The following is a 14,049-nucleotide window of genomic DNA, read 5'->3' as shown; positions in this document are numbered from 1 at the left end:
ACTGGGACAATATATTTGTGTCAGTCTTTTCTTTTGAGGAGGAGAAAAATGAAATTCATTCATGCTGCAGATATCCATTTAGGCAGTCCTTTTAAAGGCTTGAAAGATATTGATTTGAAAGTAAAACAGCGAGTGTTAGACGCGACGGGGGAAGCGTTTAAACAATTAATTAGCAACGCTATTCGTGACCAAGTTGATTTTGTTTTGATTGTTGGTGATTTATTCGATAATGCGAATCCTGACCTAAACTCAATCAATTTGGCAATTGACCAATTTGAAAAATTACAAGACGCAGGAATACTAGTATTTTTAAGCTTTGGAAATCATGACTTTTTAAATAATAGAATCCCAGTAAATATTTTTCCTAAAAATGTAAATGTTTTTAACGCGGATATAAGTAATAAAATCATTGAGTTAAGTACGGGAGAAAGAATTGGGATTGCAGGTTTTAGTTATGATAAGCAAGCTGTCACAGCTGACATGGCGAGCTTGTTTCCAATTCGTGATTCTAAAGTTGATTTTCAAATTGGAATGTTGCATGGAAGTATGGACGGAATTAATGCTCCTGAATCACATTATGCACCATTTACTAAACAGGAACTATTAAACAAGAATTATGACTACTGGGCTCTGGGACATATTCATCAAAGACAGATTCTTAATGAGATGCCAATTATTCAATATTCGGGAAATATTCAAGGCCGTCATGTTAACGAGAATGGTAAGAGAGGATATTATTTGTTAGAAACCAATAGCAGTGGAATCGACTCAAAATTTGTTGAGACAAGTAGAATCATTTGGAAAAGGTTGGCTTACGGTATAACTAATGAAAAAGATACTAGAGAAATCATTGAGCACATGATAACTAAAGTGGAGTCTTCAAAAGAAGATGTTTTTCAGATTATTGATTTGAGTTTAGAAAATGCGGACCAACTCACAAGGGAAACAGTGGAACAACTAAGCAATGGATTGGTTCGAGATCGAGTGCAAGCCGCTTTAGGAATAGATGATTTTTGGATTCATAAAATTAAAATTAATTTTAAAACCCAGACATTACAATTTTCTGAATTAGATCAAAGCTTTTGGAGCGAGGCCCAAAAAGCTGTTTTTAAACCTGCAGAAATAAATTCAGTGGCAGGCAAGCTATTTCAAAATCAGTTTATTGCGGAAGAATATCTTAGTGATGAACAAATTAATGAACTTTACAATGATGTAAAAGTAAAGTTAATTGAAGAGAATGTATTTGGAGAAAATACAAATGAAGATTAAAAAAATTGAAATATACGGATTTGGAAAGTGGAATAATGTAGAGTTCAATCTTGATGAACAATTACAACTTTTTTTTGGTAAAAACGAAGCAGGAAAGTCAACGTTAAGACAATTTATAATTTCAATTTTATTTGGTTTTTCCGATGCAAAAGGAAAAAATAAATTTAACCAGTATAAGCCCCACAGTGGAGCAGCATACGGTGGTAATTTGACTGTGGAATATGATGGTGGATTTTACCAAATAGAACGGATCGATAAGCCTAAAAAAAATACTGTTAATATAACCAACCTAACAAATGGAGAAAAAGTTGATAATGGGTTATTAGATGAAATATTAGGACAAGTGGATTTGGTCACTTATCGAGAGTTTTTTGGCTTTAATCAAGATGACTTAGAATTAATTCAGAATGTCAACCATAGAACTTTGCAAGAAAGAATTATGCGAATGGGAGCAGTTGGTGGGCACGAATGGTTTAGCTTAGAAGATAAGCTTGATTCAGAGGCAAACACTTTATATAAGGTGCGTGGTCAGAAGCCGATTATTAATCAGTTATTGAAAAAAGTTAGTGCACAGGAACAACTATTAAATAAAGAAAGAGAGGAGTTGCCCCAGTATGATGCACTAATTAAGGTTAAACAAGAAAATCAAAATAAAGTTGAGCACCTTAGAGAAGAGCAAAACTCTTTTCAAGGTAAACTCGACCAATTGGAAAATGTAAAAAAAGCTTGGAATAAAATCGAACGAATGAATATCTTAAACTCTAAAATAACAGAATCCAAGTTTGATATTCCGTCGATCGATACTGAAGAAGAATCAATAAACTGGCAAAAATACCAGTCGGCTAGTCAGCAGGTCGAAAAGTTAAAGTTAGTGGTACAAGGTTTAAACACAAAAATTAATCAAAACACTAAGGACAATGATTTAAACTTAACGAGCATCAGCAACCAAATTCCTGCGATAAAACTTCAAATTGGCCAGAGAGAGGACTATAAACGAAGAACGCAAAGAATTATTGACTCAATTGATGAGATTAAAAGTTATGGACCCTCAAAAATTGATATTTCTAATGTGAAAGAACTCGATGAGAATGATAATAAAAATTTGCAACAACTTCTTCTAACCAAGTCGAGAAAAGAGTCTGAAGTAAATCAAGTAAAAAACCAAATCCTATCAATGCCTAAACATGACGAAAAAAACATTTTACTTAATCCATTCTTGATTGGGGCGGCAATTTGGTCAATTTTAGATTTGCTTTTACCAATATCAAGTCTTATAAAGGGAGTTCTGCTTATTTTAGCATGGGGTGGGGCCATTGCTCTTGGGTTACGTCAAAGGGCTACTAGTGGAGCAAGCCCACTGCAAGTTGAGTTGGAGAACGAGGAAAGACAGTTGGATGAAGTACATCAAAATTTAGCTGCGATTGGTAAGCAAGCAGGTATGATGGAATTCGATGTGTCAGAATGGACTGTTATTCAAAATTTAGTTTTCCAATTAAAAAAATCAAAAACAGAATTACAGGTTGCTAATTCAGAATTGAATAAATTAAATGAAGACATTAATAGTTTTTGGAAGCAAGTTCATTCAATCAACCAGTTAATTAACATTCCTGAAGATGAAAAGGGATTGTCTGAAATACAAAAAATGCAGTTTGACACTAAGCAGGTCGAACATGATGTTGCTAGCTTAAAAGGACAAATGATGGCGCAATCCGATCAATTAGATTTACAAAGCAAGAAAAAAGAAGAATCTTTTGATAAATTGAAACTTCATTTTACCATTGAACAAATAGATTCAGGGAAAATACCTGCATTGATTAGTGAAGCACGACAATTCCAAGAAGCAAAGAAAGAGTTTGATAGTTTAAAAAAAGCTATAGATAAAGAACAATTAGATGAATATAACCAGTTTGAGAATATTAGAGTTTTAAATGAGCAAATTAATTCTTTGCAACAACAAATACAGCAAAATCAACAAAGACAAAATGAACTGTTAGATGAACGATCTGATAAGACAGGTGAAATAAGTGGTCTGATTTCCCGAAATGAGATTCAAGAATTAGAACAGGATTTGGAAGAAACAAAAGCAAATCTTGCGGACCACGTACATGAATGGCTTGTTGATAAAATAGCAAAAAAATGGATTGATGAAACATTGGAAAAGGCAACTCACGGTCGGCTACCTGAAGTTATAACGAGTGCTAGTGAATATTTTAATATTTTAACAAATGGACGCTATGATGAAATTAAGATAGGTAATCAAACGATTGAGGTTAAGCGTTCTGACAACCATGAAAAGTTTGAATTAGGTGAACTATCCAGGGGGACAACTGATCAGCTCTATATCAGTCTAAGATTTGCATTTGTAAAGATTGTTTCTAGTGAATCAAAGTTACCTTTGATTATTGATGATGGTTTTGTAAGTTTTGACTCAGATCGTACTGTTAACGTTTTTAATATTATTAATAAATTATCTCAAGAACACCAAGTGATATACTTAACATCAAATGAAGACATTAAAAAGTTGAGCAATGAGGTTCAGGTTTTAAATCTAATTTAGAGGAGGGTTAGCAATGACAAAACAAATTAAGGAATTTGAAAATGATGAATCCATGGATATATTTGTTTTAATTAAATCGGCGGATAAACGAGTTACCCGAGCCAAAAAAGATTACCTATCAATGACATTTCAGGACCAATCTGGGACAATTAGGGGGAACTTTTGGGATGCAAGCTCGGAAGATATCACGAATTTTCAGGCGGGCAAAGTTGTATTTCTTAGCGGCCTCAGGGAGACATACAAGGGTAATCCACAAGTTAAAATTAATTCAATGCGATTAGCCGATGATGCCAGTGAACCTGCCAATCCCAAACTATATATGGATAAGATTCCGGTTTCTGTTGATGAATTACGTGAAGAAATTAATAGCACGGTTTTTGAAATAACTAATGCTGACTGGAATCGTATAGTACGATACCTTTTGAAAAAGTTTGATGCTTCATTCTTTTCGTTCCCAGCTGCGAAAACAAATCATCATGCTTTTGAAGGTGGACTGGCGTTTCATACGGTTTCAATTTTAAGGATGGCCAAATCAGTAGCGAAACAGTATGAACAGATTGATAAGTCATTATTGTTTGCTGGAGCGATTTTACATGATTTAGGTAAAACTATTGAATTATCAGGTCCAGTGGGGACTACATATACTGTTCCGGGCAATTTGTTGGGACACATTGTTTTAATTGATGAAGAAATTGTAAAAGCAGCGCAAGAATTAAAAATTGATACTAATTCAGAAAGTATGATTATTTTGCGTCACATGATCATTTCTCATCATGGGTTGAAAGAATACGGCTCTCCAATTGAACCGCATATGCTCGAGGCTGTTGTGCTACATGCTTTGGATGATTTAGATGCACAGATCCAAATGGTGAGTGGGGCATTAAAAGGTGTAACACCTGGTACATTTAGTGAAAGGATTTTTGGTATGGATGGTCGCAATTTTTATCAACCGGAAACCAAATAGGAATAAGCATTGGGTTAAAAAATAAAGGTTTGTTTTGAAGCACCCTGCAACTGTTAGACGAGAAATCTAATGATTGTGGGGTTTTCTTATGGATAAATATAATAGTTAATTCAAGTTAAAAGTTGTTTCAACAATTTGGGATAGAACCAAACAAAAATGGCTCACTCCCAGTTGAATATTGGGGGCAAGCCATGACTACTTAATTCTAAAATCTGAATTGTAAACTTTTCTAGTGCGCTTCATTTTTCTAACTATTTTTATTAGTTTTGTGAAGTTGAGATGTAATCATCAAGAACGTTCTTTAAATCATTGTCTTTAATTGTTACGTTTCCTTTTTTGAGGACTTTAGCAACAATATCATGTAACTTATCACTATTGTTCATATCGTTATTCCAGATCTGTTCTTTAAGTTCCTTAGTATGATCAGACATCTTTCCCTTGGCAGGCTTGTCTAACATTTTGATAACTTGATATCCATACTGAGTCTTAACCGGCGTCTTAGTATATTCGTCTTTATTAAGCTTAAATGCGGCCTTCTTAAAGGTTGAATCTAAGGTTGTATTTGTGTTATCAAAGGCAGGAATAACGCCACCTTTATCACGAGTAGCTGTGTCTACAGAATATTTCTTAGCAACACTAGCAAAACTTTGTTTATCATTCAAAGCTGAGATAACCTTTTCAGCAGTGTCTTTTTTATCAACTAAAATCTGTGCAACCTTGACCTTAGGTTGATAGCTCTTCCATGCAGAATCAAGTTCCTTGTTAGTAATTGTATCTTGATCTTCAACAGCTTCCTTTAGAAGAAGATTTGAGCGAATCTGGCTACGAAGTGTTGCAGTAGTCATTCCGTTTTGTTGCAAAACACTCTTGAATTGTGAACCATATTGGTCCTTGTAAGAGTTGTATTGCTTATCAACTTGTTTGCTTGAAACTTTATTACCATACTGTTTTTCAAGCACTTTGTTAATAATCATCTGTTGTAAAATTTGTTTACCATTAGATGTATCCTTCAAACTACTATAATATTGATCTTGGGTAATATTTCCCCCGCTTGTTGTGGCAACCGTTTTACTTCCACAGGCTGCCAAGGTAAAAGCCATAGCGATACTTGCTAGGCCAAGTAATAATTTCTTCATTCCTTAATTCACATCCTAACCAATTTTTTCGATAAAAATACAAGATTAATCATACCATTAATAAGAAAGATTCCAAATTAATACTGTTAAACTTTAAAAAAAGTTCAATCTATTTTCATTTTTTGGAAGAAATACGATTTTCTAAACTATTCATTTCATTTTGCATATGAGTTTGCAATTCTTGAATTTTTTCAAGGCGGGGTTCCAACTTAAATTCAAAATGGTCAACAGAGTTACTAATTTCATCGACTGTTTTTTGAGTTTTTTTAAGCTCATTTTGTAATCTGTTAGAGTTCTGACGTAAGTTTTTAGTAGACTGTGAAAGCTGGCTGACGGCATCAAGGTACTCTTCAACAGTTCGCTTGGAATCGCGGATAAAATGAGGATGGTCAACTAAATAAGTAACAACCTTAACTACTGCCCATGTACCAATGGTGGCTTTAATAAAAGAATGTTTTTTTGTCATTTGCTTTTCTCCAACGTATTTTTAATTTGAGCTTGGATGGTGGTTAATTCATCTTCTGAATATGAATGGCTATTATCAGTAAAGTTTACTGAAAACGTGTCTGAGTTGCTATATCTTGGAATAATGTGAAAATGAGAATGAAAAATGGTTTGCCCGGCTAATTCACCATTATTATTTATAATGTTTAAACCCTTGATTTTAGGATCAGAATTCTTAATTGCAGTGGCAATCATTGGAATGTGAGAGAAAATATTAGCAGCGAGATCAGGGTTGTATTCATAAATATTTGCGATGTGTTTCTTTGGAATTACAAGTGTGTGACCTGGTGTTGTTTGGGACAAGTCTAGAAAAGCTTTTACGGTGTCATCTTCGTAGACTGTGTAACTAGGTATTATACCTGCAACAATTTTACAAAAAATACAATTTTCATCCATTTTAGGTACCTCCGTGTTGTATACATGCATTATACATTAAAAATGGTGGTGGATAAATATTTGAAAATGTAGTCCTTGAAGGAAGCCATGAGTGAGAAGAAGACCTAATTAATACTCTTTAAAAGAGAGAGCTGAGAAAATTCACTATGTTATAATGATGAAAGTGAAATTCTTCCTTATAGGAGGTGGAAATTTGTTAAAAGTAAACAATTTAACGGGCGGTTACACGGCAGTTCCTGTTATTAAAAATTTGAATTTTGAAGTTAATTCTGGCGAGTTATTGGGATTAATCGGCTTGAATGGCGCTGGAAAATCGACTACTATCAACCATATTATTGGTTTATTACGTCCCCAAAAGGGGAGTATTGAAGTAAACGGAATTAATTTGAGTATGAATCCTGTGGAATTTAAAAAACACTTGGCTTATATTCCAGAATTTCCAATACTGTATGATGATTTAACTCTCAGTGAACACATTGAATTAACAATTAAAGCATATGATTTGGATAAGAAGGCTGCTTGGGAAACTGCACATCAGCTTCTTAAAACGTTTCGATTAGATAATAAACTAAAGTGGTTTCCAGCAAATTTTTCAAAAGGAATGAAGCAGAAGGTAATGATTGTTTGCGCATTTATTACTAATGCTGATTTATTTATAATTGATGAGCCTTTTTTAGGATTGGATCCGTTGGCGACAGATGATTTGTTATCATTAATAGATCATCGGAAAAAACAAGGTGCTGCAATATTAATGTCAACTCATGTTTTGGACACAGCAGAAAAATATTGTGATCGCTTTGCTTTAATTAACGACGGTAAAATGCTCGAAGTAGGTGATCTAAAAGAATTTCAAACCAAATACGAGATGCCCGCGGCTTCACTATCTGACATATATTTATCAATAGTAAGGGAGAATGTAGATGAGTGAGTTATGGCGTAAACGAAATCAAGCTTATCACAAAATGATTTTTAAGTATTTAAGATATGTGTTGAATGATCACTTAGTGCTAGCAATGATGTTCTTCGTGGGCGGAGTAGGACTGGCGTATTCTTCATGGCTGAGCGGAATATCCTCTAGTAATCTATTAATTAGACCATTAGTGATTGTTGCCACGTCTTTTGCGGCAATTTTAGGTAAACCGGTTTTGCTATTACAGGAGCCTGATAAAATATTCTTATTACCGCAAGAAAATTTAATTTCAAAAGACTTTGTAAAACATTCTTATCGATTAACTGCTTTTTCTCGTTTTTTAATAATGATAATTGTTTTATTAATTGCGACCCCTTTATTGGGATTGATTTTGCGTATGTGGCTGTTGGCTACAGTATTTAGCTTACAAATGATCTTCGTTAGTCTTATTAATTTGAAATTAGATTATCAACAATTTTTTTTTAATAAGTGGAAGATGAAATGGTGGTACAAATTGATTGGTGCTATAGCAGTAGCGATGCTAGGGTTAGAAATCAATCCATTTTTTTCGTTTGCCATTACAATTATTATTGGTGGCTTGCTTTTGCTTACTTCTGATCATCATGGGAACTTTGATTGGCTATCCGCAATTAGCTTTGAAGCCAAACGAATGAATGGTTTATATCGTTTTTTTAGTTTGTTTACCAATGTTCCTCAGCTAGAAACAAAGTCAAAACGGCGACGTTATTTAGATCCACTTATTTTGCTTTTATCGCCTAAGTCAAGTTCACCTTTTGAATATATTTATGGCCGTACTATTTTGAGGGGCGGGGAGTTAGGTAGTTTAGTTTTGAGGCTGTTAGTAATTGCAGTTTTAATTATTGGATTTTCGTCTAATTTAGAACTTAAAGTCTTAATCTCGGCCGTATCACTTTATTTAATGGCAGTACAAGCAGTGGCAGTTTATCCTCAAGTAGGACAGAATGTGCTTACTAAGATATATCCATTGGAAACTGATGTAGCGCAGAAAGCTTTGCGAAAAATTATATTAAAATTATCGATTGGTTTTAGCATAGTTTTAATCATTGCATCTACAATTTCTATGTCTGGTTTTATAGATTTAATGTGGATCATTTTGGGGCAAATCATTGTAATTTTTTTAGTTACACTCTGGTTTATACCTAGGTACGTAAAAAAAGTAGGAGAACAGATATGAGAGTTAGAAATAAGCCTTGGGCAATTGAGTTAATACCTGAACACCCCGAATTAATAGTAGAGCATGGTCAGGATCTTAAAGGAAAATGGCAGACGCGGTTTGCAAGAAAACAACCCATATTTATAGAAGTCGGTATGGGAAAGGGACAATTTGTAATTAACATGGCAAAAAAATATCCGGATTATAATTTCATTGGTATTGAAATCCAGAAAACAGTAGTGGGAATTGCGCTCAAAAATGCTTTGGAATTTACTTTACCTAATTTGCAATTGTTATATGCAGATGGTGCGGATTTAACCGACTATTTTGATGACGGAGAAATTAGCAAAGTTTTCTTGAATTTTTCTGATCCCTGGCCCAAAACTCGTCACGAAAAAAGAAGGCTCACTTTTAAGAGCTTTCTAAAAGTCTATAAACAAATATTGATTGATAATGGTATTATTGAATTCAAGACTGATAATCAAGGATTGTTTGAATATTCGCTAGTTAGTTTGAATAACTACGGTATGGAGTTTGATAATGTGTGGCTTGATTTGCACAAAAGTGATGAAAACGTTGAGAATGTTGAGACGGAATATGAACATAGGTTTAGCGTCAAAGGACAACCAATTTATAAATTAAAGGCGCATTTTATTTAAAAAGCTAAAATAAAACGCAAACTATTTATACAAAAAAGTTTGCGAAGCATATGTCAAATTTTACAGACGATATATATCAATCAAGGTACCGGTGTATGCGTCAGCTATAAACTCATATTGGACCAGTTTTCCATCCTCATAACGGGAGATTCCACCATAGTACACAAAAGCGTGTAACCCGTTGCGGTTAAGTTCTTCAGATTTTGCTTCAATCCATGTTCCTTCGATTGGTCTATCTTCTGCTGAAAAGCCGTTTCGAACCTTACGAAGAACAGTTTTTGAATTGAGCTTACGGTGTGCCTTGAGATAGTTTGATAAACCGACGCCTGCTACAAAAGCTGTTGCGACGGCAGAACTAATGATAAAAAATTTCAAACGTTTTATTGACATGAAAACACTTCCAATCATTATTTTACAACCATTTTAACATAATTAATAATTGAATAAAGAGGGATACGGATGCTTATTTCTAGTTACAATCCTCAAGCATGGGGAGATATATTAGTTACAATTTTAGGACCAGATGCTGATGAACAGCAGGTAGAAGTAAAAGATAATATTGCCCAAATTACGGATACAAATAGTGGCAAAGTAATTGGAATTAATTTTTTGAATATTTCTAAAGTGATGAAAATAGATGAAATTGGGCAAGTACAATTAAATGATTCGCAAATCGAAACTCTAAATGATCTCCTGAATAAAGCTGGTTTTGAAACATTATTAACTGTGGATAGAGATCCTAAATTTGTAGTTGGATACGTAAAATCAACTACTCCGCATCCTGACTCAGATCATTTGCTAATTACAGAAACTGAAATAGGTAATGGAGAAACATTACAGTTAGTCAGCGGATCACCAAACATGAAAGCAGATATTAAAGTAGTTGTGGCTAAAGTTGGTGCTATGATGCCAAACGGAACGATTATTTGGCCAGGAGAACTTCGCGGCGTTAAAAGTGACGGTATGATTGTATCTGGAAGAGAGCTTGGTTTGAAAAATGCTCCTCAAAAGAAGGGTGCACTAATTTTACCCGAGAATGATGACCACTTTAAGCTTGGTGATGCGTTTGACTTTGAACGAGGAAATCACTTATTTGATTAGTACTAGTTAGGGGTAAGTATGGGTAAGTATGATGGGCCAGCCTTTTTTCGAAAAAAGAAAAAAGAAGAAGAAAGATTAGAATTTAAAGATCCACAAGGCCAAGATCAAGTTGAAAATGGCCTTTTTAAAACTGAAAAAAAATTTAAGCCGGCAATTGATGAAAAAGAAGTTAAGCACTTAAAAAAAATAACGAGGCAAGATAAAACTTTTCAGGAGAACAAACAAGGTGAGACTTCTAAATTTGTACCGCGAAGTCATCTTAAGTCTGAATCTATGCCTAGAGAATCGATAACACGTTCAGAAAGTTATCCAGCGAAAGAATTGGATAGTCGGAGTGACATGCAGAGTAGTACGAGACTTGATTCACAATCAATAAGCGTAAGTAGTCAGTTAACAGAATCCAGTTTAACAAGTGGAGAAGTGTCAAGAGAACTTTCAACAAGCAACTTTTCTTCCAATCACCGACGTCACCGTATATTTGAAGAACCAACTCCAGATTTTGATGTAGAAGTACCTAAGTCTGCTCTAACGTCTAATCAGGTGGATGAACATTCAGAAATGATTCGTGGATATAATTTCCCTAAGGTTTCAATGTTACCAGATCCTATCAGGACAGCTGAAAATACTTCTGAATGGGTAAAAGATTTGGCTCAGAGACTTAATGATGCTCTGAGTGCGTTTGGGGTTAATGCGAGTGTAGCAAATTGGACAGTGGGTCCTACTGTCACGCAATTTGAAATCGAACTTGGCAGAGGAGTTAAAGTTAATAAAATAACTAATTTGGCAGATGATTTGAAATTACAATTAGCGGCTCGTGATATTAGAATTGAGGCTCCTATTCCAGGGAAAAGTACTGTTGGGATCGAAGTACCAAATCTTAAATCTAGGCCAGTTTTATTGTCAGAAATTATTGATTCAGATGCTTTTAGAAATAGTGAGTCGCCCTTAACCGTTGCGATCGGAGTTGATTTATTTGGACAACCTCGGGTTTACGACTTGCGTAAGATGCCGCATGGATTGATTGCAGGTGCTACTGGTTCTGGAAAATCAGTCTTTATTAATAGTTTGTTAGTTTCACTATTATATAAAGCAACGCCAAAAGAATTAAGGTTACTTTTAATTGATCCTAAGGCAGTTGAACTTGCCCCATACAACAATTTGCCACATTTGTTATCACCAGTTATTTCTGATCCAAAGGCAGCTTCAGCAGCGTTAAAATGGGTTACAAAAGAAATGGATCAACGTTACGAAAAACTAGCTGCTGCGGGTGCGAGAAATATTGAGCAATTTAATAAAAAGGCAGAAAAAGTTGGTGATGACGCTAACAAAATGCCGTATATCGTTGTAATCATTGATGAGTTGGCGGATTTGATGATGGTAGCGTCTTCCGAAGTTCAAGATTATATTGTGCGTATCACCCAAAAAGCCCGTGCAGCTGGAATTCATTTGATTATTGCAACTCAGAGGCCAAGTGTGGATGTCGTTACAGGTCTTATAAAAAATAACATTCCAACTCGGGTTGCATTCATGGTTTCTAGTCAAATTGATTCGCGTACGATTCTTGATCACGCTGGAGCGGAACGTTTGCTTGGAAGAGGAGATATGTTATTTCTCGGGAACGGTGCTAGTCGCCCCGTTCGCTTGCAAGGTGCATATATTGAAGATGAAATTGACGAAATTACAGAGTATGTTCGAGGACAAGCACCGCCACAGTATATGTTTAATCCGACTGAGTTGAAAGAAGCAGTGGCTCAAACGGATAATTCAGATGAATTGATGGGTGATGTTTTGAAGTATATTGCGAACGAAGATACAGTATCTACTTCCAAGTTACAGAGGATGTTTTCAATTGGATATAATCGTGCTGCTACAATGATTGATCAACTTGAAGAATTAGGATACGTGTCTGAGGCTCGAGGATCTAAGCCACGTGATGTCTATTATAGTGGTGAAGAAGAAAATAAAAAATGATAGGAGTGCTCTAACGTGGATAAAGAGAAAATTTATTTTTTTGTAGGAATAAAAGGTTCTGGAATGAGTTCTTTAGCACTAATATTACATGATGAAGGATTTAAAGTTATTGGATCAGATATTGATCAGTACACTTTTACACAAAAAGGGTTAGAAGCTGCTGGAATTAAAATTTTATCTTTTGATCCCAATAATTTAAAAGATGGAATGGTGGTAATTGCCGGTAACGCCTTCACTGATCAGCACCCGGAAATTGAGCGTGCTCGTGCTATGAACCTCGAAGTAATCCGTTATCATGAACTATTAGGTCAAATGTTGGGTTCATATACAAGCATTGGCGTTGCTGGGACACATGGTAAAACAAGTACAACTGGTCTCCTTTCCCATGTTCTTAGTGGTGTTGCTCCAACTAGTTATTTAATAGGAGATGGGACGGGTAAAGGTATACCTGACGCTCGTTTCTTTGTGTTTGAGGCAGACGAATATCGACGACACTTTATTGCATACCACCCAGATTATATGATTATGACAAATGTAGATTTTGATCATCCGGACTATTACAAGGATCTTGCTGATGTTCAAAGTGCCTTCCAGAAAGTAGCATTACAAGTAAAAAAAGGTATTTTTGCTTGGGGTGATGACAAAGGTCTAAGAAGCTTGCATGCGGATGTTCCCATCTATTATTACGGTACAAGTGAGAATGATGATTTTCAGGCGCAAAATGTTGAGAGGACTACAACGGGGTCGGAGTTTGACGTAGTTCATCATGGTAAAAAAATAGGGCATTTTGAAATACCCCTTTTTGGAGAGCATAATGTTTTAAATAGTTTGGCCGTTATTGCTGTCAGTTACTTCGAATCGATTGATTTAGATCTTATTAAGCGTGAGCTAATGAGTTATCAAGGAGTTAAGCGCCGCTTCTCCGAAGAAAAAGTTGGTGACAACGTCCTTATTGATGATTACGCTCATCACCCATCTGAAATCAAAGCAACAATTGATGCTACAAGACAAAAGTATCCTGACAAAAAAGTTGTAGCCGTTTTTCAGCCACATACATATTCGAGGACTGCAGCGTTATTAGATGGATTTGCAAAGAGTTTGAGTTTGGCTGATCAGGTGATTTTAACTGAAATATTTGGCTCTGCTCGTGAGTCTGAGGGTAAAGTTTCTTCAAAGGATCTAGCTGATAAAATTGGAAATGATACCAAAATAATTCATGAGAATGATTTACAAGCATTATTAGACTTACATGATGCGGTACTAGTTTTCATGGGCGCTGGCGATATTGGAAAATATGAAGATGATTATAAGGCTGCTATTAAGGGTTAGAAAAACAAATTTAAGAAATGTATAAATTTGACTTTTGTTGACCATTTGACGTTTAAAA

13 protein-coding genes are annotated in these 14,049 nt (G+C 35.1%); 9 read left to right on the top strand and 4 right to left on the bottom strand.

Annotated features, from left to right (window positions below):
* Positions 1-48 precede the first annotated feature (48 nt).
* Genes PECL_RS05550 through PECL_RS05540 form a run of 3 tightly spaced genes read left to right on the top strand, consistent with a single transcriptional unit; the run spans position 49 to position 4,790 of the window.
* The gene (locus PECL_RS05550) at positions 49-1,269 is read left to right on the top strand and encodes a metallophosphoesterase family protein (protein ID WP_014215615.1); all 1,221 of its coding nucleotides are present in this window, start codon (positions 49-51) and stop codon (positions 1,267-1,269) included.
* Positions 1,259-3,826: an ATP-binding protein gene (locus tag PECL_RS05545; protein WP_014215614.1), complete on the top strand. Its 2,568-nt coding sequence runs from the start codon at positions 1,259-1,261 to the stop codon at positions 3,824-3,826. The genes PECL_RS05550 and PECL_RS05545 overlap by 11 nt, the downstream gene beginning before the upstream one ends.
* A gap of 13 nt (positions 3,827-3,839) precedes the next feature.
* Complete coding sequence (locus tag PECL_RS05540; protein ID WP_014215613.1) at positions 3,840-4,790, top strand: 3'-5' exoribonuclease YhaM family protein; 951 nt, start codon at positions 3,840-3,842, stop codon at positions 4,788-4,790.
* Positions 4,791-5,050: 260 nt separating this feature from the next.
* Here the strand turns inward: PECL_RS05540 and PECL_RS05535 are convergent, their stop codons facing one another.
* The 3 genes from PECL_RS05535 to PECL_RS05525 form a co-directional block, all read right to left on the bottom strand.
* A complete protein-coding gene (locus PECL_RS05535) occupies positions 5,051-5,926 on the bottom strand; it encodes a peptidylprolyl isomerase PrsA (protein ID WP_014215612.1) in 876 nt (291 codons plus the stop codon).
* A gap of 115 nt (positions 5,927-6,041) precedes the next feature.
* Positions 6,042-6,392, bottom strand: a complete 351-nt coding sequence (locus PECL_RS05530) for a hypothetical protein (protein WP_014215611.1) — start codon at positions 6,390-6,392, stop codon at positions 6,042-6,044.
* Positions 6,389-6,826, bottom strand: a complete 438-nt coding sequence (locus PECL_RS05525) for an HIT family protein (protein WP_014215610.1) — start codon at positions 6,824-6,826, stop codon at positions 6,389-6,391. The genes PECL_RS05530 and PECL_RS05525 overlap by 4 nt, the downstream gene beginning before the upstream one ends.
* 193 nt (positions 6,827-7,019) lie before the next feature.
* Here PECL_RS05525 and PECL_RS05520 point away from each other — a divergent pair, with 193 nt between their 5' ends.
* Genes PECL_RS05520 through trmB form a run of 3 tightly spaced genes read left to right on the top strand, consistent with a single transcriptional unit; the run spans position 7,020 to position 9,590 of the window.
* Entirely contained in the window at positions 7,020-7,754 is a 735-nt protein-coding gene (locus PECL_RS05520) for an ABC transporter ATP-binding protein (protein ID WP_014215609.1), read from the top strand.
* Positions 7,747-8,952 carry an ABC transporter permease gene (locus PECL_RS05515; RefSeq protein WP_014215608.1) on the top strand — a complete coding sequence of 402 codons (1,206 nt, stop codon included), beginning with the start codon at positions 7,747-7,749 and terminating at the stop codon, positions 8,950-8,952. The genes PECL_RS05520 and PECL_RS05515 overlap by 8 nt, the downstream gene beginning before the upstream one ends.
* A complete protein-coding gene (gene trmB / locus PECL_RS05510; protein WP_014215607.1) occupies positions 8,949-9,590 on the top strand; it encodes a tRNA (guanosine(46)-N7)-methyltransferase TrmB in 642 nt (213 codons plus the stop codon). Before PECL_RS05515 ends, trmB begins: the two co-directional genes overlap by 4 nt.
* A gap of 60 nt (positions 9,591-9,650) precedes the next feature.
* Here the strand turns inward: trmB and PECL_RS05505 are convergent, their stop codons facing one another.
* Positions 9,651-9,980, bottom strand: coding sequence for a PepSY domain-containing protein (locus PECL_RS05505; protein ID WP_014215606.1), 330 nt, complete (start codon positions 9,978-9,980; stop codon positions 9,651-9,653).
* A gap of 69 nt (positions 9,981-10,049) precedes the next feature.
* Between PECL_RS05505 and ytpR the strand changes: the two genes are divergently transcribed.
* Genes ytpR through murC form a run of 3 tightly spaced genes read left to right on the top strand, consistent with a single transcriptional unit; the run spans position 10,050 to position 13,991 of the window.
* A complete protein-coding gene (gene ytpR / locus PECL_RS05500; RefSeq protein ID WP_014215605.1) occupies positions 10,050-10,691 on the top strand; it encodes a YtpR family tRNA-binding protein in 642 nt (213 codons plus the stop codon).
* 18 nt (positions 10,692-10,709) lie between these two features.
* Positions 10,710-12,662, top strand: a complete 1,953-nt coding sequence (locus tag PECL_RS05495; RefSeq protein ID WP_014215604.1) for a DNA translocase FtsK — start codon at positions 10,710-10,712, stop codon at positions 12,660-12,662.
* A gap of 15 nt (positions 12,663-12,677) precedes the next feature.
* Positions 12,678-13,991, top strand: a complete 1,314-nt coding sequence (gene murC / locus PECL_RS05490; RefSeq protein ID WP_014215603.1) for a UDP-N-acetylmuramate--L-alanine ligase — start codon at positions 12,678-12,680, stop codon at positions 13,989-13,991.
* Positions 13,992-14,049 lie beyond the last annotated feature (58 nt).

This window comes from Pediococcus claussenii ATCC BAA-344 (assembly GCF_000237995.1).
In the GTDB taxonomy this organism is placed as follows: domain Bacteria; phylum Bacillota; class Bacilli; order Lactobacillales; family Lactobacillaceae; genus Pediococcus; species Pediococcus claussenii.
This window is presented reverse-complemented; position numbering and strand designations above follow the sequence as displayed.

Coding starts and splice junctions, on each gene's coding strand:
- PECL_RS05550 (WP_014215615.1), top strand. CDS start 49: ATGAAATTCATTCATGCTGCAGATATCCATTTAGGCAGTCCTTTTAAA.
- PECL_RS05545 (WP_014215614.1), top strand. CDS start 1,259: ATGAAGATTAAAAAAATTGAAATATACGGATTTGGAAAGTGGAATAAT.
- PECL_RS05540 (WP_014215613.1), top strand. CDS start 3,840: ATGACAAAACAAATTAAGGAATTTGAAAATGATGAATCCATGGATATA.
- PECL_RS05535 (WP_014215612.1), bottom strand. CDS start 5,926: ATGAAGAAATTATTACTTGGCCTAGCAAGTATCGCTATGGCTTTTACC.
- PECL_RS05530 (WP_014215611.1), bottom strand. CDS start 6,392: ATGACAAAAAAACATTCTTTTATTAAAGCCACCATTGGTACATGGGCA.
- PECL_RS05525 (WP_014215610.1), bottom strand. CDS start 6,826: ATGGATGAAAATTGTATTTTTTGTAAAATTGTTGCAGGTATAATACCT.
- PECL_RS05515 (WP_014215608.1), top strand. CDS start 7,747: ATGAGTGAGTTATGGCGTAAACGAAATCAAGCTTATCACAAAATGATT.
- trmB (WP_014215607.1), top strand. CDS start 8,949: ATGAGAGTTAGAAATAAGCCTTGGGCAATTGAGTTAATACCTGAACAC.
- PECL_RS05505 (WP_014215606.1), bottom strand. CDS start 9,980: ATGTCAATAAAACGTTTGAAATTTTTTATCATTAGTTCTGCCGTCGCA.
- ytpR (WP_014215605.1), top strand. CDS start 10,050: ATGCTTATTTCTAGTTACAATCCTCAAGCATGGGGAGATATATTAGTT.
- PECL_RS05495 (WP_014215604.1), top strand. CDS start 10,710: ATGGGTAAGTATGATGGGCCAGCCTTTTTTCGAAAAAAGAAAAAAGAA.